20 protein-coding genes are annotated in these 21,280 nt (G+C 65.1%); 9 read left to right on the top strand and 11 right to left on the bottom strand.

Going from position 1 to position 21,280, the window contains the following annotated elements:
• The first annotated feature begins 126 nt into the window (after nucleotides 1-126).
• Nucleotides 127-591, top strand: coding sequence for a DUF2505 domain-containing protein (locus HK108_RS01010; protein WP_139466790.1), 465 nt, complete (start codon nucleotides 127-129; stop codon nucleotides 589-591).
• A gap of 19 nt (nucleotides 592-610) precedes the next feature.
• Here the strand turns inward: HK108_RS01010 and HK108_RS01005 are convergent, their stop codons facing one another.
• Genes HK108_RS01005 through HK108_RS00995 form a run of 3 tightly spaced genes read right to left on the bottom strand, consistent with a single transcriptional unit; the run spans nucleotide 611 to nucleotide 3,022 of the window.
• A complete protein-coding gene (locus tag HK108_RS01005; RefSeq protein ID WP_139466789.1) occupies nucleotides 611-1,087 on the bottom strand; it encodes a DUF6912 family protein in 477 nt (158 codons plus the stop codon).
• A gap of 10 nt (nucleotides 1,088-1,097) precedes the next feature.
• Nucleotides 1,098-2,375 (bottom strand): CpaE/TadZ family protein, encoded by a 1,278-nt coding sequence (locus HK108_RS01000; RefSeq protein WP_181270383.1) that lies wholly within the window; start codon nucleotides 2,373-2,375, stop codon nucleotides 1,098-1,100.
• Complete coding sequence (locus HK108_RS00995) at nucleotides 2,375-3,022, bottom strand: SAF domain-containing protein (protein WP_181270382.1); 648 nt, start codon at nucleotides 3,020-3,022, stop codon at nucleotides 2,375-2,377. Before HK108_RS00995 ends, HK108_RS01000 begins: the two co-directional genes overlap by 1 nt.
• 159 nt (nucleotides 3,023-3,181) lie before the next feature.
• Between HK108_RS00995 and HK108_RS00990 the strand changes: the two genes are divergently transcribed.
• Nucleotides 3,182-3,403 carry a helix-turn-helix domain-containing protein gene (locus HK108_RS00990; protein WP_025780784.1) on the top strand — a complete coding sequence of 74 codons (222 nt, stop codon included), beginning with the start codon at nucleotides 3,182-3,184 and terminating at the stop codon, nucleotides 3,401-3,403.
• Between the two features lie 37 nt (nucleotides 3,404-3,440).
• Here the strand turns inward: HK108_RS00990 and HK108_RS00985 are convergent, their stop codons facing one another.
• Complete coding sequence (locus tag HK108_RS00985; protein WP_181270381.1) at nucleotides 3,441-3,956, bottom strand: hypothetical protein; 516 nt, start codon at nucleotides 3,954-3,956, stop codon at nucleotides 3,441-3,443.
• A 149-nt stretch (nucleotides 3,957-4,105) separates the two neighbouring features.
• On the opposite strand from HK108_RS00985, the gene HK108_RS00980 reads away from it, so the two are divergent.
• Complete coding sequence (locus tag HK108_RS00980; RefSeq protein WP_181270380.1) at nucleotides 4,106-5,008, top strand: hypothetical protein; 903 nt, start codon at nucleotides 4,106-4,108, stop codon at nucleotides 5,006-5,008.
• Nucleotides 5,005-5,475: an Rv3235 family protein gene (locus tag HK108_RS00975; RefSeq protein WP_139466776.1), complete on the top strand. Its 471-nt coding sequence runs from the start codon at nucleotides 5,005-5,007 to the stop codon at nucleotides 5,473-5,475. Before HK108_RS00980 ends, HK108_RS00975 begins: the two co-directional genes overlap by 4 nt.
• 18 nt (nucleotides 5,476-5,493) lie before the next feature.
• On the opposite strand, the gene secA is transcribed toward HK108_RS00975, so the two are convergent.
• From secA to mtrA, 7 genes are all read right to left on the bottom strand, one after another.
• Nucleotides 5,494-8,178 carry a preprotein translocase subunit SecA gene (secA, locus tag HK108_RS00970; RefSeq protein WP_139466774.1) on the bottom strand — a complete coding sequence of 895 codons (2,685 nt, stop codon included), beginning with the start codon at nucleotides 8,176-8,178 and terminating at the stop codon, nucleotides 5,494-5,496.
• Nucleotides 8,179-8,232: 54 nt separating this feature from the next.
• On the bottom strand, nucleotides 8,233-9,474 hold the full coding sequence (locus HK108_RS00965) for a winged helix-turn-helix domain-containing protein (RefSeq protein WP_139466771.1): 1,242 nt from the start codon (nucleotides 9,472-9,474) through the stop codon (nucleotides 8,233-8,235).
• A gap of 86 nt (nucleotides 9,475-9,560) precedes the next feature.
• The gene (gene hpf, locus HK108_RS00960; protein WP_139470306.1) at nucleotides 9,561-10,223 is read right to left on the bottom strand and encodes a ribosome hibernation-promoting factor, HPF/YfiA family; all 663 of its coding nucleotides are present in this window, start codon (nucleotides 10,221-10,223) and stop codon (nucleotides 9,561-9,563) included.
• 66 nt (nucleotides 10,224-10,289) lie between these two features.
• Nucleotides 10,290-11,012: a ComF family protein gene (locus HK108_RS00955; protein WP_139470303.1), complete on the bottom strand. Its 723-nt coding sequence runs from the start codon at nucleotides 11,010-11,012 to the stop codon at nucleotides 10,290-10,292.
• A 137-nt stretch (nucleotides 11,013-11,149) separates the two neighbouring features.
• A complete protein-coding gene (locus tag HK108_RS00950; protein WP_229663890.1) occupies nucleotides 11,150-12,880 on the bottom strand; it encodes an LpqB family beta-propeller domain-containing protein in 1,731 nt (576 codons plus the stop codon).
• Nucleotides 12,877-14,820 carry an MtrAB system histidine kinase MtrB gene (gene mtrB, locus HK108_RS00945; RefSeq protein ID WP_181270379.1) on the bottom strand — a complete coding sequence of 648 codons (1,944 nt, stop codon included), beginning with the start codon at nucleotides 14,818-14,820 and terminating at the stop codon, nucleotides 12,877-12,879. The genes HK108_RS00950 and mtrB overlap by 4 nt, the downstream gene beginning before the upstream one ends.
• Nucleotides 14,817-15,497 carry an MtrAB system response regulator MtrA gene (gene mtrA, locus HK108_RS00940; RefSeq protein ID WP_062861422.1) on the bottom strand — a complete coding sequence of 227 codons (681 nt, stop codon included), beginning with the start codon at nucleotides 15,495-15,497 and terminating at the stop codon, nucleotides 14,817-14,819. Before mtrA ends, mtrB begins: the two co-directional genes overlap by 4 nt.
• A gap of 343 nt (nucleotides 15,498-15,840) precedes the next feature.
• Between mtrA and HK108_RS00935 the strand changes: the two genes are divergently transcribed.
• The 5 genes from HK108_RS00935 to HK108_RS00915 are packed head-to-tail and all read left to right on the top strand — an operon-like array spanning nucleotide 15,841 to nucleotide 21,240.
• A complete protein-coding gene (locus HK108_RS00935) occupies nucleotides 15,841-16,890 on the top strand; it encodes a DUF7847 domain-containing protein (protein ID WP_139907477.1) in 1,050 nt (349 codons plus the stop codon).
• Nucleotides 16,887-17,615, top strand: a complete 729-nt coding sequence (locus HK108_RS00930) for a DUF4129 domain-containing protein (protein WP_219922121.1) — start codon at nucleotides 16,887-16,889, stop codon at nucleotides 17,613-17,615. The genes HK108_RS00935 and HK108_RS00930 overlap by 4 nt, the downstream gene beginning before the upstream one ends.
• Nucleotides 17,612-18,871 (top strand): DUF4350 domain-containing protein, encoded by a 1,260-nt coding sequence (locus HK108_RS00925; protein ID WP_172168862.1) that lies wholly within the window; start codon nucleotides 17,612-17,614, stop codon nucleotides 18,869-18,871. Before HK108_RS00930 ends, HK108_RS00925 begins: the two co-directional genes overlap by 4 nt.
• Nucleotides 18,868-19,953 carry an AAA family ATPase gene (locus tag HK108_RS00920; RefSeq protein ID WP_139470294.1) on the top strand — a complete coding sequence of 362 codons (1,086 nt, stop codon included), beginning with the start codon at nucleotides 18,868-18,870 and terminating at the stop codon, nucleotides 19,951-19,953. Before HK108_RS00925 ends, HK108_RS00920 begins: the two co-directional genes overlap by 4 nt.
• Nucleotides 19,954-21,240 (top strand): DUF58 domain-containing protein, encoded by a 1,287-nt coding sequence (locus HK108_RS00915; RefSeq protein WP_181270378.1) that lies wholly within the window; start codon nucleotides 19,954-19,956, stop codon nucleotides 21,238-21,240.
• Nucleotides 21,241-21,280 lie beyond the last annotated feature (40 nt).

Genomic DNA, 21,280 nt, shown 5'->3' with positions numbered 1-21,280 from the left:
ATCAACGAGCATTCGTCACGCGATTCGACGCCGAATCGTCATTCCCCACACTATGCCCAAATATCGAGAAAGGCACGCCGAGCGGCCTACGGTGAAGTACCGTTCATTCGCTGGCAAACTGGAGCTATGCGATCTCTGACTCTCAATCATGAATATTCGGTTGATCTGTCGACATTCTTGGCCAAACTCGCCGACCCCGGCGTGTGGGAGAAGCTCGGTTCCGAGGCCAGTGCCGAATACATCGACCCCGACACGGAGATGACCGTGCGGACCCCGATGCCCAAGGCCGAGCTTCCATCGGCTCTGGCCTCTCGGCTTCCCGACAACACCGTGCTGGTCGAGGTGTACATGATTCCCGGGGATGTCCTCGGTGATGATGCCGAGATCCGCATGTCCGCACGCGCCGCAGGCGTCCCCGTCGAGATCGATGCGGTCCTCGAACTGCGCGAGGCCGAGTCAGTGACGAAGCTGGCCGCTCATGCCGAGATCAGCTCGTCGATCCCGATGTTCGGCGCAATGATCGAACAGGCTGTGGTCCCGATCCTGGAGAAGCGCCTGAGCGACCGGCTGCGCCGCTTCGAATCCGCCTGATCCCGGGGCCGGCGTCGGTTCAGGCCTGGTCGCCGAGCAGCTGTTCCAGTTCGGAAGAGTCGTACCACAGCAGATCGGAAGCGCCGAGGTGGTCCTCGGCTGCACTGGAGTCCGTGTCCTCGGCCAGCTGCACCGCCTCATCCCAGACGGCGTCCTCGTCGAGGTGGAAGCTCGCAATCCGGACCATGTCGACATCGGCAAGGGTGATGAGCTCGAAGCCTTCGGTCAGCGGCGCGGCCGGGCTGGACTCTGGGGCGTCATAGGCCACGATGACACGCCGCTCGGGAGCCGCCTCGGTGCCGGTCTCGGCTTCAGCAGGAGCGAACACTGCGTTCGCGGCCAGTGCCGCGGCGATGCACATGGCGTCGAATTCAGCGGATTCGAACTCCTCACCGCGCAGACGGCGCCCCTGAGCGTCGGGGGCGACGGCGCGGACGTCGGTCAGCGTCGAACGCAGCGCGGTCAGGGTGGTGGGAATGTAGCAGCGAATGGCCATGCCCCTCATCCTAGTCCTGTGGTCCGCTCCCCTGGCTCACCCTGACTTTCTGCGGGCGTCCGCGGCGGCCGGCGCCGCGACGGTCACGGCCTCCGACGGATCTGCGGGAACGGCGGCGACCCGGCAGCAGCTCGTCGATCATCGCCGCGAGGTCCCCGACGAGGACGGACCGGGGATTCTGCTCGTGCAGGGTGTGGCCGGCGAGCATCGCCGCATCGGCCGTGGGCCGGTCATCTCTGAGAATGAAGTCCGGAGTGATCCGGGCGAATCGGTCGAGGACTTCACTGATCCGTGTCTCAGCGGGATGGCCGACCGCACTCGGGCGCACCTTCGTGATCACCAGCCGCATCTTCTCGCGCACCGCCTCGGCCCGTGGTGTGCCGAGGAGTTTGACCAGTCGCTGTAGGCCGATCGGCTCCCCTGCTGCGAGGACGAGCACGATATCGGCGGCCTCGAGCGCGGCACGGGTGGCGCAGTGGCGGTCGTAGAAGGGGTCGGCGAGCTCGTCATCGGGATCGATGCGGTCGCTGACGTCGACGATGACGACGTCGTAGACCTTGGCCAGGCGTTTGAGCACAGCCTCGAGGACGGAGGCGCGGATCTCCGGCCACCGCTCGGGCCGAGTCAGCCCGGTCACCGCATGGAAGCTCTCACCGATCGATGCATGCGGCACCGCATGCGCGCCGAATCGCCCCGCCGGGTCAGACTGCGACCGGCAGAGGCTGGCCAGATGCGAAGATTCCTCTGTCAGCCCGAGGGTGGACGCGACCATGCCGGAAACCGTGTCAGCGTCGACGACGACGCTGCGCTTGCCCTGACGGGAGGCCTGATCAGCGAGGTTGACGGCAGTGAGAGTGCGTCCGGGCGACGAACCGGTCCCCCAGACCGTGATGATCATTCCCGCTCCCCCGACCGGCCCCGGCGGCGACATCGGACGCGGCGGGACCACGGTGGAGGCACGGAGGTCGTCGATCGCCGCGGCCATCGTCGTCGGGTCGGCGTCCGTTGCGACGACGGCGCTGATGCCGACTGCTTCGAGGGCGTGCGCGTCGTCGCCGAATCCGAGCACCTTCGCACCGGAGGCCGTGATCGCGGCAACCACCTCCGCGTCGAGGCCGGGAAAGTAGCGGCCGATGATGACGACATCGGCTCCGCCGGTGCGGCAGTGTGCCAGCAACTCCACCTCGTCGGCGGGGCGGGCGACGATCGTGACGTCGTCGATCTCGCTGAGCAGCTCGAAGAGGATGAGGTCGTATTCGAAGTCGACCGCCAGCAGGACCTGCGTCATCACTGCTCGCTTTCATCGGCAGGAACGGACGGGGCACCGACCACGGAGAGCACACTGCGTCCGTCGAGTGCGGCAAGCACGCCGGGCAGGTCCACCGAGCCGACGAACACTTCGATGCGGGCGCCGTCACCTGCCCCGAAGCTGCCTACATCTCGATTGATATGAGCGACCGGGGCCGAATCGACGATCTGCTCCGGCGGTGAGCCGTCATCGTCGAGCCCGTTCTGCTCCGGCTGGGCCCAGACGTCGACGAGGCTGCCCGAGTCGACGACGCTCGGGACTGAGCCGGCGATGTCGATGGCTACGACTCGCCCCTCGAGTTCTGACACTGGCGCCACCGCCGAGGCAGCCAGCAGTTCGCCTGCCGCCACGACGCTGCGCACGCTCGTATTCGTCGGCAGCTCGGAATCGGCAGAGAGATACTTCCTGCCGAGATCGGCGAGATTGACCTCGGCCACTGTGAGGTCGGCCGGTTCGAGGATCTCACCGGGGACGAGTGCGCGTGCGCTCGCCCAGACCCGGGTGGTCGAGTTCGCCGAGGTGACGAGCAGGTAGGTTCCGACGACCGCGAGGACGACGAGCATCGCACCGACGAGGAGGCGCGCATCGGTCCAGCGGGGGCGTCGGATTCTTTTCGAGAGCTCCATTGCATCTCCAGATTCGCAGAAGTTTCGCTGACAGAAACTGCTTCTCAGTGATAATATTGGGCATCAAATGATGCCAAAGCAAGGTTTTTGGCCAAATGCACCAACAAGCAGATGGACATCTGGTGGCAGATGGACATTTGGAATGGGAGAAGACACCTCATGGCCGTCGAAAGTCGCTTCCTGCCGCTGACCGATGTGGCCGAGCTGCTCAATGTCTCGATCGCACAGGCTCGGGCCCTGGTCCGCTCCGGCGATCTCCGCGCCATCAAAGTCGGAGGGCGCGGCCAGTGGCGTGTCGAGAAGTCCGAGATCGAAGCGTATATCCAGCGCATGTACGAGCGCACCGAGTACCAGATCAAGACCGGTTCTATCGAGGACTGACCCACTCGCTTCGGCTCTGATCTCCATCATGGACGAGTCATCCGAAGGGATTCGTCCGGGCGTGGACGGCGTTGATCGCCGCGAAGGGAATGATCCTGCCAGCGATTTCGACATAGTCGGAAGCAACGAGCGCGCATCGCCCCCGAATGTTGCCCGCACGGTCCGCGACATCGATCGACACCTCTTCATAGGCGGCTGACCAGCGGCGCAGCGCCGATCCCAGGCCCAATCTCTCCAGCCCGCCAGCGTCGAATCGATGCACTCTCGTGGTCAGCCTGAATCCGCGGACAGCCCTGATTGCAATGACGGAGACTTCGACGCCGGCGAGGACGATGATGTTCCGACCGAGGAAGCACGCCGTCCCCGTGATATCCCGATCCGGCATCGTCACCTGCACCGTCGATCCCAGCGCCCCGCGCATCCGTTCGAGCAGAGTCCTCTCGGCCGCCTGACCGGACACCTCGTCACCGAATTCGCCTCTCCTGACGTGCGCCTGCGCTGCCGCGTCGGCGGCTTCGATATCCGCCAGTAGTGCATCGATCCGATCGTCCATAATCGCCAAGCCTGCCCCAGCTGTAGTCCACTTTCAAGACTTGAAATGAAGACGCACCGAACTACAGTCATGTAGTTAGAGCTGACCCATTGACACCAAATAACATCTAACGGCATCATTATGTTCAATATCCAATGGAGGATGTCTAGATGTATCTCTTGATCGCATGTGCGAGTTCGTGGCTGCTCCTGCTCGGTTCGTTCGCCGCTGCGTGGGAGCGGCTTCCTCAGCCGTGGACGACCAGCGACGTCGTCGTCATCGTCATCATCGGCACCGGATCGCTCCTGTTCGCACGGATCGGACTCATCTCTCTGCTGGCCCTGCTGCTGCAGGGCCTTCCCACCGGCCGTTTCCGGTCGGCGCTTGCCGGATTGGTCGTCAAGGCAATGCCCCGGATACTCGCGTCGAGTGTTCTTGCCATCGTCTCTGCCGGCCTCGTGGTCCACTCCGCTCAAGCAGCACCGCTCGCTGGTCCCGGCCCTGACCCCGCATCGTCCGCACAGGCTCCTTCCGTCGCTGCGCCGTCTGCGCATACTCCGTCCGCCCCTGCCGACCCCGGCTGGCCGACGATCGACGATGATCAGAGCTCTGCGGACCCATCCGACCATGCGGGACGGTCTCAGGATGAGCAGCCGCCAGACGGTTCCAAGCCGCGTAAGGAATCCGAGCCACCCGACCGAGTCCGCCCGCCCGATCCCGGCTGGCCCACAGAACCTCCCGCAGACAGAGCGCCTTCAGCACCACCGACCGACCGGCCGTCGGACGGGCCGATGGAGGGGCCCGGCGAATCCGACAGGTCAGGCGAATCCGACCACAGCAGGGAGCCGAATGAGCCAGGCTACAGTGACTCTGCCGCCGAGCCTCCGGATCCTGGAACCGCCACACATGTTGTGGCTCAAGGGGAGAGCCTGTGGTCGATAGCTGCCGATCTGGCCGAGACCCCAGAAGAGATCCCCCAGCTCGTCGCGCACGTCTATGCCGCCAATGAGGACACCATCGGACCCGATCCGAGCCTCATCATCGCAGGTCAGAGATTGGAGATTCAGAAATGACCGCCCCACTCACCCTCACTCGGCCGCAGGCGTCGGCACCGCCTCGGCGAGAGGTCGCAGCGTCGTCCACGGAATCGCAGAATCGCCGGGTCAGCGGGCAGGTCCGGGGCCTGGAAATCGCGGACGACCGGGCGCGGATCGCGGCCACGGCCACCTCGTTGGCGGTAGCCTGCCTCGAAGTCCTCTCCGGCGTCAGACGCAGCGAGACGATCGCCCGATGGGTCCAACCGGAGCTGCTGGCGAAGATCGACCACCGCTGTCAGCTGCGCGCCGAGGTGGCACCCCACAGGGCGACCGTGCCCGGAACGCGGACGGTGCGGCCGGGAACGGCGCACGTCTGCCAGATCAGCCCCGAGATCGCCGAGGTCACAGTCATCGTCGCCGCCGCAAATCGCGTCCGGGCGGTGGCAGTCCGCTTGGAACTGCTCACCACCCGGTGGACGCTGACTGCGCTGCAGACGATGTGAGCCGCTGTCGGCTCGGAATCAGCTCTTGGCCTTCTTCTTCGCGCGACGTTCGGCGCGATTGGCCGGAGCCGGCTCGTCTTCGGATTCGGAAACAGAGGCGGAACCACCCTCGGACGGCGCCGACAGCTGCATCTTGGGAGTCTTGTGACGCAGCTCCTCAGCGTCGACCTCGACCTCGGATTCGTCACCATCGGAACCGGCCGATGAGGTCACCTGAACCTGCAGAGTGTTGGTCAGGCGAACGACGTCCTCCTTGATTCCGTCCTGCATGGTGGTGAACATCTCGAAGCCCTCACGCTGGTATTCCACCAGCGGATCGCGCTGGGCCATCGCCCGCAGTCCGATGCCGTTCTTGAGGTAGTCCATCTCGTAGAGGTGCTCACGCCAACGCTTGTCGATGACAGAGAGCACCACGCGGCGTTCGAGTTCGCGGGTGGCATCCTCTCCGAGTTCCTCTTCGCGCTGGGAGTAGAACAGTGCGATGTCGGACTGGATCTCCTGGTTGAGGCGGTTCTTCGTCAGGTTGCCGAGGCCACCGAGTTCCTCGGCGAGGTCGTCGGGAGTGATCGACGGTGAGTAGATCTTTCCGAGAGCCTCGAAGAGCTCGTCGACCTGCCATTCCTCGACCGGTCCCGTCGTCGCCTGTGCGACATAGGCATCGATGACCTCTTCACGGAAGTTCGCGACCTGATCTTCGAGGTCGGCGCCGTCGAGCACACGGCGGCGCTCATCGTAGATCACAGTGCGCTGACGGTTGAGCACATCATCGTATTTGAGCACGTTCTTGCGCTGCTCGGCATTGCGCTGCTCGATCTGCGACTGGGCCGAGAGGATGGCACGGGAGACCATCTTCGATTCCAGCGGCACATCATCGGGCACGTTCGCTGTGGCCATGATCCGTTCGGCAGCCCCCGAACCGAAGAGCCGCATGAGATCATCGGTCAAAGACAGGTAGAACCGGGATTCGCCGGGGTCTCCCTGGCGGCCGGAGCGTCCGCGCAGCTGATTGTCGATGCGACGGGATTCGTGGCGTTCGGTTCCGAGCACATAGAGTCCTCCGAGCTCGACGACCTCTTCGGCCTCTTCCTTGACCTTGTCTTCGGCGGCCTTGAGCACCTCCGGCCATTCGGACTCGTACTGGTCCTCGTTCTCGGCGGGGTCGAGGCCTCGACGTTCCATTTCCGCGACCGCGAGGAACTCGGCGTTTCCGCCGAGCATGATGTCGGTACCGCGTCCGGCCATGTTCGTGGCCACAGTGACGGCGTTCTTGCGTCCGGCCATCGCCACGATCGACGCCTCACGGGCGTGGTTCTTCGCGTTGAGGACTTCATGCTTGACGCCGCGTTTGGCCAGGTGCTTCGACAGGTATTCGCTCTTCTCGACGCTCGTCGTGCCGACGAGGACGGGCTGTCCGGTCTCGTGGCGTTCGACGATATCGTCGACGACGGCGTCGAACTTCGCGACCTCGTTCTTATAGACGAAGTCGGACTGGTCGACACGTTGCATCGGCTTGTTCGTCGGAATCGGGACGACACCGAGCTTGTAGGTCGACATGAATTCCGCGGCTTCGGTCTCGGCCGTACCGGTCATTCCCGAGAGCTTTTCGTAGAGGCGGAAGAAGTTCTGCAGAGTGATCGTCGCCAGGGTCTGGTTCTCTGCCTGAACCTTCACCCCTTCCTTCGCCTCGATGGCCTGGTGCAGGCCCTCGTTGTAGCGGCGGCCCTTGAGCACACGCCCCGTGTGCTCGTCGACGATGAGGACTTCGCCGTCGAGGACGACGTAGTCCTTGTCCTTCTTGAACAGCTCCTTGGCGCGGATGGCGTTGTTGAGGAAGCTGATGAGCGGGGTATTCTCCGCATCGTACAGGTTGCCGATGCCCAGGTAGTCCTCGACGCGTTCGATTCCGGGTTCGAGGACGCCGACGGTGCGCTTCTTCTCATCGACTTCGTAGTCGCGATCGGTCTTCAGACGCTTGACGACCTTGGCGAATTCGCCGTACCAGCGGTTCGCATCGCCTTCGGCAGGACCCGAGATGATGAGCGGGGTGCGCGCCTCGTCGATGAGGATCGAGTCGACCTCGTCGACGATGGCGAAGGCATGACCGCGCTGGACGAGCTCGTCCGCGGACCAGGCCATGTTGTCGCGCAGGTAGTCGAAGCCGAACTCGTTGTTCGTGCCGTATGTGATGTCTGCGGCGTACTGCTTGCGGCGCAGGTCCGAGGGCATATTCGCCTGGATGCAGCCGGTCTCCATGCCGAGAAAGCGGAATACGCGGCCCATCAGTTCGGACTGGTAGGTAGCCAGGTAGTCGTTGACCGTGATGATGTGGACCGGATCGCCGGTGAGCGCGTTGAGGTAGGCCGGGGCCGTGGCGACGAGAGTCTTGCCCTCACCGGTCTTCATCTCGGCGATGTTGCCCAGGTGCAGAGCGGCGCCGCCCATGAGCTGGACGTCGAAGTGCCGCAGACCCAGGGTCCGGCTCGATGCCTCACGAACGGTGGCGAAGGCTTCAGGAAGCAGGGAGTCGAGGCTCTCGCCGTCCTTGTAGCGCTCCTTGAACCGGCCGGTTTCCTCCCGCAGTTCGGTGTCCGTCATCTCGCTGAACTCATCGGACAGCTGATTGATGGCATCCGTGTATCGGCGGAGCTTCTTCAGAGTTCTGCCTTCACCTGTGCGCAGAAGCTTCTCGAGGAAATTAGCCACTTTTCTCCTAATCGGCATGTCTGCCGGACAACGACTCGAACGACTGTATAGCCCCTAGCTTAATGGCAGGTGAGTACCTTCGAGGTCCACGGCGGTCAGGCCCAGCCACGCAGCCATCGTCATGAGCTCGTCCGTCAGCTCGGTGATGTGCTCCTCCCCCGGCTCCCATGTCACCTGGTGAGCACGCAGGATGCCCGCCGCCCGATCCCTGTGCAGGTCGACTCGCCCGACGAGGCGATCACCGAGGAGGAACGGAGTGACGTAGTAGCCGTGCACACGCTTGGCCGCCGGGGTGTAGATCTCGATGCGGTAGTGGAAGTCGAAGAGCCATTCGATGCGCGGTCGGTAGAAGACCAAGGGGTCGAACGGCGCCAGCAACGCTCGGGCATTCACGGTGCGCGGAGTCCGAGCCTCATGCCATTTCAAGGCGGGGACACCTTCGACGTCGACTTCGCGCAGCTCTCCTGAGGCGACGAGTTCGGTGATGGCGGCGTCGGTCGGTGCCCGCCGCTGCCGAAAGTAGTCGGCGATGTCCTCGGACCGGGAGATCCCCAGGGCACGTGCCGCGATACGGGTGAGTTCGTAGACATTGTTTTCGACCCCGGATATTCCGCGTGGAAGCTCCGCATTCGGGTCCAGCCCCAGCCGAGGATCCTCCGGCGGCCCGTAATTCAATGGCAGCTGCGGCAGCTGGGGTGAGACGTCACGGGCCAGGGCATAGATGCGTTCGAAGTGGTCGTTGCGTCCCGAGGCGCTGATGACTCCACCGGCGAACAGCGCTTCGAGAGCGACTTTCACCTGGCTGGGATTCCAGCCCCAATGTCCGCGGTGGATCTCCGGCAGATCGTGGTCGACCACCTCGGCGACTTCACGTGCCGTCATCGGCCGGGTGGACAGGGCGGTGAGGACGCGAGTCTGGAGGTTTCGGAACTCCTCCCCGGTCTCCGGGTGGCGCTGTCCGAAGTCGTTGCGCCACCATTCGCTGTGGGCGCGGGCGAAGTGCTTCCATGTCTGCGGCGGCACGAAGGCCGCGGCGTGTGCCCAGTACTCGACGCCCATGCGCGGAGAAGAGTAGAAGAGGCGGTCGAGGGTCTCCCGCGGGTAGGGACCCAGGCGAGAGTAGAAGGGCAGATAGTGGGATCGGACGACTCGGGCGACTGAGTCGATCTGGGTCAGTCCCAGGGTGGCGAAGACCTTCTTGAGGTGTCGGGCGGTGACCTTCACCGGTCGCGGTCGGTCCAGTCCCGTTGCCGCGATCGCCGTCCTGCGGGCCGCGGCACGTGTCATCCTCTGCATACCCCAACGCTATACCCCAATTGCTACCTGACGGCGGCCCAGCAACCTCGCGCGAGGTTGCTGGGCCGCCGTCAGGTAGTAATTGGTCAGTCGATGGCTTCTTCGAGGTCGTGGTCGAGGGCGATGACTCCGTAGCTCCAGCCCTTACGGCGATAGACGACGGACGGCTTGCTCGACTCTTCGTCGATGAACAGGTAGAAGTCGTGTCCGACGAGTTCCATTCTGTTCAACGCCTCTTCGATGCCGATGGGTGAGGCGGTGAAGGTCTTCTCTCGCAGAACCACCGGCGAATCGCCTTCGGCCTTGATGCGGCCGTTCGTCTGGTCGACGCTGTGGTCCGCTGCAGACTTCGCGTCGTCGGCGTTCGCATCGGGAACCATCGGTTCGGCCACCGGCATCTTCGCCAGCACCTCGGCGGTGGATTCCTTGCGGTGATGTCCCGACCGGGGCACCTTGTGCCGGTCTCTCGCTCGCCTCAGTCGTTCGACGAGCTTCGCCCATGCCAGATCGAGTGCCGCATATTTGTCGCTTGCCATGGCCTCTGCCCGAATTGCCGGTCCCTTCGCCACAACCGTGAGCTCGACCCGCTCACTCGTCTCGGGCTGGCGGGAGTTCTTCTCGTGAGTGACATGCACTTCGACACGCTGAGCGCGAGGGGCAAGCTGCTCGACCTTGGCGATCTTGTCCTCGATGTGGGCTCGAAAGCTGTCGGAGATGGTCAGTTGACGGCCGTTGACAACAATGTCCATGATGTGTCCTTAGCGACTCGCTCGTCGGATTCATCCGATCCCATGCCCTTGGATGGGTAAACACCGTTATACAGTAAAGGGAGAGACAAATCGAGTGCCCCCGCGACCGAGACCGAGAACAGCTCCTACAGCGGGCCTGATCTGCACCGATGCTAGCAGACGTGCGCTTTCTGCCAAGGTTGCGCCGGTGGTGGAGAAGTCATCGATGAGCAGGTCCGTCGGCGCGGATTCGGTGCCCGACACGGGACGGACTTCCGCGATCTCAGCGATTCTCCTCCGGTCGAGATATTGGGTCCGCTGAGCATTCTGAGCCCGCTCGATCGCCCCGAGTCCAACCTGGTCACGCGATCGTTTCGCCGCGAGCACATCGTGGACTTCCAGAGGCAGCTCCGGCGACAGCTCCTTCGCCCGATTCGCCAGGGCGGCCGTATGCGATCCGCCTCGACGACGTCTGGCCCGATCCGAACTGGGCGCCGGAAACAGTCGGATCGCCCCACCCGAGTAGCCGATGAGCTCGAGGGCCGCGACGATCGAACGGGTCAGAGCCAGGGCCAAGGGATCGAGGATGTCCCGGCGTCCGTCGTCCTTGAAGCCGACGACCATCTTCGAGATCTGCGAGTTGTATTCGCAGACCCCGACGACCGGAATCGTGCCGTAGCGCGGTTCCATCGCCCGTGGGATCCCACCGAGCAGCTGCAGGCAGCGGGTGCACAGGGACACGTTCTCCCGCCCGCAGCCGGCACACCGGCGAGGCAGGAGCAGTTCGCCGAACTCCCCGAGCAGCCCCATGGGAGAAATCTACTGCATGCCCGGATCGGGGGGCGGCGATGAGCCGCTTTCCAGAACAGCCGCGCACCGCCGCCCGACGGCCCAGCCGGGAAGGGAAAGGCGCCGTGGGTCAGCGGGGACAGGCAATGCTGTGCGGGTCAACCGGGATAGGAGGGATCCTTCGCTTCGACGTCGACGAGTTTCTGCCAGGCGTTCGAGTTGTAGCTGTACAGCGCGCCATCGGCACCGGTGACCAGGATCGAGCGTCCGTCCACTCCACCGGCGATGCGGCTTCCGTCCGAGACCTCACCGAGCTGTTCAGCAGGGCCGGTGACTCCGATGCGGAACGGCTGCGCTGATTCGCCTTCCCCTGCGGCCAGAGCCACGAGAGACGTCGCCCCTGCCCATGAGACATCCTTGATCTCGTGGAAATTCGCACCCACTTCGATCGGCGTTTCAGAGACATGACCGGCCGGATTGCCCGCCTTGTCCCTGGGGATGCCGACCACATCGACGCGATCCGGTTCCCCTTTGTGGCGACTGAGCAGCGCGATACGAGTGCCGTCTCGGGAGACCTCGATATCGATGAGCTGTCGACCGTTGAGGAAGTCGGCGGCGACGGTGGAGGATTTGCCGTCACGACCGACGGCCTTGAGCTCGCCCTTGTTCTCAGCCTCACCCGTCCATGTCGTGTTGAAGCGATCGATGCTGGGGCGCACGAGCTTCTTGCCCTTGAGGATCGGAGTAGCGTCGACGGCGTCGGACTTCAACCGCATGAGCTGCTTGCCGTCGTCGGCCAGATAGACGTAGAGAGAGTCGTCCAATGACACCGCGGGATCGCTCGCCTTCGCCTTCTTCAGATTCGGACTGTTCTCGACCTTGGCCACGGTGGTGCCCGAAACCCGAGAGAGGTGGTCGTCGGCGAGAACCACGGGTGGCCCGTCCACCTGGACCGACGTATCGGTCTTCGGCTGCAGACTGGCCGGAACCGTCTGCCCGCCGATGCTCAGATCGATTGCCGAGATCGAGGGAATGACCTGCAGGGTGGTGGCGATCTGCTGACGGATAAGTCCCTTTTCGCGGTCGGACGGGGCCGGGTTCTGCGGTCCCAGGGCCACATTGGCGACGCCGTTCTCGATCGTCACCACGTTCGAATCCGAATCGCTGAGCTTGGCACCATCGGGAATCGACGTGATCACCGCTCCCGAGAGGTAGGGAGCGGGTCCGCTGAGCAGCTCGTTCATCAGCACCGTCGGGGTCGAGGAAGACCGGAGGAACCAGCGGGAGTCAGGGACGAGATACGAATAGTCGGAGGTGAAGAACTGCAGCGAATAGTTGAGGAAGATCGTCTGGAAGTCGGTCTGGCTGATGAGAAGCCCGTCCGGCGCCGAGGAGATCCTCCACTCCCCGTTCTCCTGCCGCAGCGAGAATTCCATCGTGGACCGAGTGCCCGGTTCGGTGGAGTTGTACACTCCGGAGGAGTCGACGAGACCGACGACCGGGGGCGAGATGCTCATCGTCTTCTGGTCGGAGGTGGTTCCGACGTTCAAGGAGTCGAGATCTGTGCCGTTGGGCAGCACCGACACCGATTCCTGTGGGCTCCATTTCTGCGCCTCACCCTCGGTGAGGAATGACCGGGCCACGGAGAAGTTGTTGCCGGCGCCCGCTCCTGCACGGAGGAACCCGCGCACGATGTCCGATGGGCTGTCCCCGGGTTCGGGACCGTCGGGGATCCGCGCGTTGTTCGCACCTGCATCGCCCGAGTCGTCTTCGATATGGCCGACAGGCGATGACGTCGGGATCGACGAGCAGCCGACGAGGGTCAAGGCGGTGAACACGGAGACCAACACGGTCTTCACTCGCAGCCCTCTGGGCTTCGTGCGCATCATGACCGTCCTCCTTCTCCGTCGTCCATGCCGTCACCGTCCAGGTCCGGATCGCCGACGTCCGTGGACCGCGGCCCAGTCTCGGCGGTGCCTGTCTCAGAGCCGTCGGCAGCCGCGCTGTCCAACTCGTCGGCGGCGGCCCCATCGTCCGAGACCGCCTCAAAGGAAGTCGTGGTCGTCTCCGGCGATGATGACTGCGGGGCCGCCTCGGCGACGGATTCGTTGTCATCTTCGAGCATCTCCGGCTCGGTTTCGACGACGATCGGGATCGATCCGGTCTGGATGCGGACTGAGCCGTCCGAGGACAGCGGTCCCGCCACGAGCGCGGAACCGCGGATCTGCGCATCGCGAGGCGGCAGAGGCAGAGGTGAGGAGGTGATCTCCTGATCGGGGCGCCGGGGAATCGTCAGCCGGAAGCACGATCCTTCGCCGAGTTTGCCCCAGACCTGCAGCCAGCCGTTGTGCAGGTGCGCGTCCTCGAGTGAGATCGCCAAGCCCAGACCCGACCCGCCGAGGGTGCGCTTGCGTGCCGGATCGGCACGCCAGAACCGGTCGAAGACGTGCTCGACCTGCTCTTCGTTCATGCCCACTCCGTGGTCGCGCACGCTCACAGCCACCGCCTCGGCGTTGGAGGCGACATAGACGTCGACGGGGTTGTTCTCACCGTGTTCGATGGCGTTGACGACGAGGTTGCGCACGATCCGGGTGATCCGCACCCGGTCGACCTCGGCCATGACCGGTGAGGAAGGAGCGTGGACGACGATGGCGGTGTCCATCTGTTCGGCCACCATCGACACGGTCTCGATCACCGAGGTCACGATCGCGCCGATATCGACGGGCTTGGGCACCAGCGCCGCGGCACCGGCATCGTAGCGGGAGATCTCCAGCAGGTCGGAGAGCAGGTTGTCGAACCGTTCTGCCTGCGAGTTGAGCAGTTCCGCGCTGCGCGCGGTGACGGGGTCGAGGTCGTCACGGGAATCGTAGATGAGGTCCGCTGCGGCACGGATCGTCGTCAGGGGTGTCCGCAGTTCGTGGGAGACGTCGGAGACGAACTGCCTCTGCAGCACCGACAGCCGTTCCATCTGCTCGATCTGGTGCTGGAGGGTGTCGGCCATATCGTTGAAGCTCTCACCGAGGACGGCGATCTCATCGTTGCCGTGGACGGGCATGCGTTCGTCGAGGTCACCATCGGCGATGAGCCGGGCCACCTCGGCCCCGGTGCGCACCGGTGTGACGACGAGTCGGGTGACGATCCAGGCGACGGCACCGACGAGGACGACGAGGACGAGGGCGGCGACGAACATCGAACGCTGCACGAAGTTGAGCGTGTCCTGCTGTTCGCTGAGGTCGCCGAGGTAGTAGAGCTGGAACTGGCCGGCGCCCGGGATCTGCAGCTCCTGGGTGATGAGCAGACCCGGTCCGGTCCCGTCGGGCAAGCTCACCGACTGGTAGAGCTTGTCGTCGGTCGGCGCCTTGCGGATGGCCTCGCGGAGTTCATCGGAGACGGGCACCTGCGTGGCCTCACCGTCCTCATTCGACCCACCGGCGGTGATCGTCGAGAAGGAGGAGTTCGGGTCCTTCGGCTGCAGGGTCAGCGAGTACACCGACCCGGCCGAACGGTTGTAGATCGAGGACAGCTGCGAACTCAGCGTGTCCTGGGTGACCGCCTGCCCGTCGACGGGTGCCAGGGAGCGCAGCTCGGCCAGGATCGACCGAGTCTGAGAGGACAGGGAATCCAGGCGGGTGTCGAAGAGACCGCGGGCGATCTGCTGGGACATATAGGTTCCGACGCCGAAGATCGCCACCGAAGTGAGCACGATCGTGAGCACGACGATGCGGACCTGCAGGGAGTGGCTGAACGATCGGAGGATGAAGTTCCAGAACGTCTTCAGCGCCGAGGCCGCGGTGCGAACGGGTCCGTCCGCGGCTGACTCGGAAGTCACGCGGCTCGGCCGGCCTTATAGCCGACGCCGCGGACGGTGACGATGATATCCGGCTTCTCCGGATCGCGTTCGATCTTCGACCGCAGACGCTGCACATGGACATTGACCAGTCGGGTGTCGGCGGCATGACGATAGCCCCACACCTCTTCGAGCAGGGTCTCGCGGGAGAACACCTGCCACGGCTTGCGAGCCAGGGCGACAAGGAGGTCGAACTCGAGAGGGGTCAGCGACACCGGTGATCCGCCCTTGGTCACCGTGTGGCCGGCGACGTCGACGACGACGTCGCCGACGGTCAGCAGCTCGGGAGCCTGCGGTTCGGAGATCCGCAGCCGAGCGCGGACACGGGCGATGAGCTCCTTGGGCTTGAATGGCTTCGGCACATAGTCGTCGGCACCGGATTCGAGGCCGAGGACGACATCGACGGTGTCGGACTTCGCCGTGAGCATGATGATCGGCACCGAGGAGATCTCACGGATCTCCCGGCAGACTTCGAGTCCGTCCTTGCCGGGCAGCATGAGGTCGAGGAGCACGAGGTCCGGATTGACCTTCTGGAATTCTTCGAAGGCTTGGTCTCCGGTGGCGCAGAAGAAGGGCTCGAAGCCTTCGCTTTTGAGCACAATTCCGATCATTTCGGCCAAAGCCGTGTCATCATCAACTACGAGGATTCGAGCGTTCATGCTCCCATTGTCCCTTATGTTCGCGTGTTCTTCGGTTCCCGACACTCCTAGCCTATCGGGCGTTGTCGACTGCCTCATGCACCGGATCCGCCGACAGCGGAGACCGACGGTTCAGCTGCCGCGCCGCACGGCCCCCTGCAGCGGGCCATTCACTCCCCGAGGCCGACCGTCGGAACGGCCGCCCGACCTCCCTCCCGATCGCCTTTCCCGATCGCCCCTCAGACCAACCCCGAACCGTCCCCGGGCCGTCCCCCGACGGCCGGGATCGACACGGCCGACGCGCACCGAATCCGACAGGGAGGCCTCTCGGCACTTGCCGGCGAATCATGGCAGGATTGGCGTGATGGGACAGACGAATGCATGGACCTCGGAGGTCGACTGGCACACCGGCCGCTGGCAGCGGCGTTCGCCGTCCCCGCCCTCGCGCGGATGGCAGCCGCCTCCCCCACGCGGGCTCCTGCCCAAACGTCCGCTGACTTTCATCGAGGCGCTGGATTCGGGATTCCGCCTGCTGCGTTTCGTCCCGACTCTGTCCATCGGCTCCTCTCTCATCGTCTTCTCCCTCTGGAGCCTGCTGCTCGCCGCGATCGGTGCCCTCATCGCAGTGCAGTTCCTGCCGTTCTTCAACGACCTCAGCGGCAATGAGGATGCCGCCTCCGGTTTCATCGCCCTGGCCCAGCTGGGTTCGGTGGCACTCAGCCTGCTCAGCCTCGGTTTGGCCCATCTGCTCTCCGGCATCATCGCCACCGGAACCCGCGCCTCCTTCGGCGCCCGCAGGACCACTCTGTCGATGGCGTGGAAGTCCCTGTCCGGTCGCCGCCTGCGCCTCATCCTGGCCACACTGCTGATGAGTGGAATCAACCTCGGCCTGCTGCTGGCCCTCACCGCCCCGACGCTGCTGTTCCTCGGCGCCGATTCGGCGATCCTCGCCTTCGTCTGGGCCGCATTGGCCGCCCTGCTGTGGTTCGTCGCGCTCATCTGGGTCAACCTGCGCCTGGCGTTCCTGGGTTCGGCGATCGCGGTCGAGGACCTGAGCGTCCGTGCCGGAATCCGCCGGTCTTGGAAACTGACCGGGCGCGGCTTCTGGCGAATGCTCGGCCAGCTGGCGCTCGGTTATTTCCTGTCCAATCAGCTCGTCCAACTCATCATCACCCCGATCGTCTTCATCATCTCGGTGCTCCTGGGCGTCGGCATGACGACGACAACCGAGTCGACGACGGCGCAGGCGGCCATCGCCATCGTCTCCGTGGGTCTGCTGCTCGCACTCACGCTCATCTCCTCCGCCGTCCTCTTCGCCTATTTCGCCTGCCTGGTCACGGTCTGCTTCTTCGATCAGCAGATGCGCTCGGAGGGGCTCGACCTCGTCCTCATCCGCGCCGAGGAGGACCGATGATCCTCTCCCCCATCACCGAGGCGGCCCGCCACCTCCACACCGCCGCGTCCTCCCAGCCGGGCGCGGCACAGCTTCGCGCCGCCTCGGCGAATATCGACCGGGACACCGGCCGCGAATGGGTAGAGCACGAACTCTCGAAACCGGAATACGCCGCCAACGATCTCACCCCCTTGGAACGGATCGGCCGGTGGCTGTCCTCCCTGTGGGATTCGCTCGTCCATGCCGCCCTGGGCGCGAACTCCCCGTGGCTGCTCATCGTCGTCGTCCTCGGCCTCGCCGCGATCGTCGCCTTCATCGTCTGGCGCGTGCGTCGGGCCGGATTCCGCCGTGTCGGCGTCCCGCTGTCCGCATTCGATCCCGTGGTCTCCCAGCCCGAACCGGGCCCGTGGCGCGAGAGCGCGGCCCGGGCCGCGCAGGCCGGGGACTTCGAGACCGCGGTCATCGACGAATCCCGAGCGATCTTCGCGATCCTGTCCGTCAAGCAGATCGTCTCGCTCGAGTCCTCGGCCACAGCGAGTGAGATCGCCCGTTCCGCCGAGGCGGCCCTGCCCGAGCACGGATCCGCCGTCCACGGGGTGGCCGAAGTCTTCAACGACCTCCGCTACGGGGAGGCGACCGAGGCGAAGACACGTGCCGACCGCAGCCTCGGCGAGGTCTATGCGGATCTGTGCGCACTCGACCGGACGCTGAGCGCACTGCCGGTCCGCCGGGAGGCAGCTGTATGAGCGCACAGTTGGATGTCGCCGCCCGCGGCACCCGGTCGACCTCGCGGGTTCCGCTGCGCGCTCGGCTGCGGTCGGCTGCGGTATGGATCGTCGCGGCCTTCGTCATCCTCGTCACCGTGATCGTGCTCGTGCTGCTGACCGGCGACGAGGAGTCCGCAGAGCCCCTGCACTATGACTCGACGGAGCGCACCGGCACGAAGGCCCTCGTCGAGACCCTGCGTGACCATGACGTCGATGTCACCACCACCGAGGATCAGGAGCAGGCCCGCTCGGCCGCCGCCCGACCCGACACCACCCTGCTCATTCCCGCGAACACCGCGGCTCTGTCCCCCGGGGACATCGCCGGCCTCGAGTACGCTCTGCGCACCCACGGCAACCGGCTCGTCCTCGTCGATCCCGGTCCGACGGTGTCGGAGTTCACCGACCGGATCACGGTCAACGACAACCTCGGCCCGTTGGCCGATCCGGAGGCCACGTCCGCACCGTCCTGCGATTCACCGATCGCCCGCAGTGCCGGTGCCGTGTCCACCGGCGAGGTCGAATACGCGGAGACGGAGAAGGGCACCGAGGGGATCACCGCCTGCTACCCGTTCACCGGCCCGGGGGTCGCCGAGATCGACGGCACCGAGGTGGCTCCAGGGTCTGCGCGCGGACAGTTCCTCACCGATTCGGGCGGTTCCGTTCCGCTGACCGTGCTCGGCAGCCCCGACTGGGTGACCAATGAGAACATCGACGAAGAGGGCAATGCCTCTCTTGTGCTCTCGCAGCTGTCCCAGACGCAGAACCTCGTCGTCTACTATCCGACCTTCGACGGTTCGGGACAGGGGCAGTCGCCTCCGTCGACGATCGATTTCGTGCCCGGCTGGTTCCTCGCAGGAGTCCTGTGGCTGGTCCCCTGCCTCCTCGTCCTGCTGCTCGTCATCGGGCGCCGGTTCGGGCCGCTGGCTCTCGAACGTCTGCCGGTCATCGTGCCTGCCGTGGAGACCGTGCACGGTCGGGCAGCCCTGAGCTCGCGCAGCCACGATCGCGACGGGGCGCTGCACACGCTCCGGGCCGGAGCCCTGCTGCGCATCGCCAAACGACTCGGTCTCAGCCCCGATGCCCGCACACCCGACATCATCGCTCACATCGCGACCGTCACCGGGGCCGATCCGGGCCGTCTCCACTATGTCTTCGTCTCCGCGTCGGCTCACACCGACGCCGAACTCACCGAACTCGTCCATCAGCTCACCCAGATCGAAAGTGAGATCCCATGACTCAGCCGCCCCAGGGCCCTACGAATTCTCAGGAACCGGTCGCCTCTCAGCCTCCGGCCGCACCTCGGCCCCAGGAGCCGGTCGTGCCGCAGACCCCTGCTGCGGACAGCGCGCAGGCTCCGCAGGCTGAGCCGGACCCGCTCAGGGAGGCGTTCACCGGTGTGCGCACCGAGATCGCCAAGGCCGTCGTCGGCCAGGACCAGGCAGTGACGGGAATGCTCATCGCACTGCTGTGCCAGGGTCACGTGCTTCTCGAAGGGGTTCCCGGAGTGGCGAAGACTCTGCTCGTGCGCAGCTTCGCCGCCGCGGTCAGCCTGGACAGCTCGCGTGTGCAGTTCACTCCCGACCTCATGCCCAGCGATGTCACCGGTTCGCTGGTCTACGATGCTTCCGCCTCGGACTTCTCATTCCGTCCCGGCCCGGTTTTCACGAACATCCTCATCGCCGATGAGATCAACCGCACCCCGCCGAAGACCCAGTCGGCCCTCCTCGAAGCGATGGAGGAGCATCAGGTGTCCGTCGGTGGACGCTCACGCAAGCTGCCTGAACCGTTCCTCGTCGCAGCCACCCAGAACCCCGTCGAATACGAAGGCACCTATCCGCTCCCGGAGGCTCAGCTCGACCGGTTCCTCTTCAAGCTCGTCCTCGACCTGCCCGAGCGGGATCACGAATTCGAGATCCTCGACCGCCATGCCCGGGGCTTCGACGCCGGGTCCCTGGCCGCGGCAGGTCTGCGTCCGGTCGCCGATGCCGAACTCATCGGCCGGGCCCGCGAAGCCATCGCCAAGATCTACATCGCCCCACAGATCATCACCTATATCGTCGACCTCGCCCGAGCCACCCGCCAGACCCCGTCCCTGGCCTTGGGCGTCTCACCTCGCGGAGCGACGAGGATGCTCGGAGCCGCCCGCGCTCATGCGTGGCTGAGCGGTCGGCACTATGTCACCCCCGATGACGTCAAAGCTCTGGCCCATATGTCTCTGTCGCACCGGGTCATCCTGCGCCCCGAGGCGCAGATGGACGGTCTGGACGTCGGTCAGGTCCTCGATTCGATCATCGCCACGACCGAAGTGCCCCGCTGAATGACCACCCGACTGTTCCTGCTCACCTTTCTCGGTCTCGTGCCGATCATGCTGGTGCCCTCATGGCCGACGGCCATGATCGTGGCCGGGGTGATCGTCCTGGCAGCGGTTCTCGATTTCTTCTTCGTCCCCCGGATCCACGGGTTGGAAGTCCAGCGCACACCGGGACCGATGGTCCGCCTCGGCGACAGCACCCACAGCACGCTGACTATCATCAATGGGACCAGCCGCCGGCTGCGCCTCCACGTCCGCGACGCCTGGGCACCGAGTGCCGGGGCGGTCGAGACTCGTTCTCGTCACGTGCTGGAACCGGGTGAGCAGACAGAGGTGATCACCGAGCTGGAGCCGACTCGACGAGGCGCGCTGCCCGGCGATCTGGTGACCGTGCGCAGTCGCAGCATGCTCGGGCTCGTCCAGCGGCAGAAGAGCATCGATGTTCCCGCCTCTGTGCGTGTTCTGCCTCCTTTCGTGTCCCGGCGTGAGCTGCCGTCGAAGACGCAGAAGCTGCGGGAGCTCGAGGGACGGTCGGCGGTGATGATCCGCGGGATGGGCACGGAATTCGATTCGCTGCGCGACTATGTCGACGGTGACGATGTCCGGTCGATCGACTGGCGGGCCAGCGCCCGCGCGCAGAACCTCGTGGTCAAGACCTGGCGGCCGGAGAAGGATCGTCGCGTCGTCATCGTCGTCGATTCTTCCCGGTTCGCCGCCCGTCGCTGTGGCGAGGGAACGGTCTTCGACGCCGCGCTCGAGGCGTCGCTGCTGTTGACGGCTCTGGCCACGGGTGCCGGCGATCGGGTCGATGTCATCGTCGCCGATGCCCGGGTGCGGGCAGTCGCGTCGAGCCATCGGGCTCATGATCCGGTCCATGAACTGTCGGTGGCGCTGACGCCTGTGTACCCGGAGCTCTACGAGGCGAACTGGGAGTCGATCGCCGCTGCGGTTCTGCAGACCTCCCGGCAGCAGGCGCTCGTCGTCTTGGTCACTCAGCTCGATGAGGCGACCATCGCCGAGGACGTCCTGCCAGTGTTGCCGACTCTCACGGCACACCACCTGGTCGTCGTCGCCGGAGTCGAAGATCCCGCACTTGCGGACCTGGCTGCCCGGCGCGGCGACGCCGACGACGTATATACGGCGGCGGCCGCCGAGGCCGAGATGCTCGCGACGGCGTCGCTGCAGTCTCGGCTGCGCGGACTCGGCATCTCCTCCGTCCAGGCTCTGCCGGAGAAGCTTCCCGGAGCGTTGGCCGATCTCTACATTCGGCTCAAGGTCTCCGGCGGGCTGTGACCGCGACCCCGCTCAGCGGCGAACTGTCAGCGACAATCTG

Origin of the sequence: Brevibacterium sediminis, from assembly GCF_013623905.1 — a bacterium.
GTDB lineage: Bacteria > Actinomycetota > Actinomycetes > Actinomycetales > Brevibacteriaceae > Brevibacterium > Brevibacterium sediminis.
The sequence above is the reverse complement of the archived record's forward strand: the minus strand, read 5'-3'. Positions and strand labels throughout refer to the sequence as shown.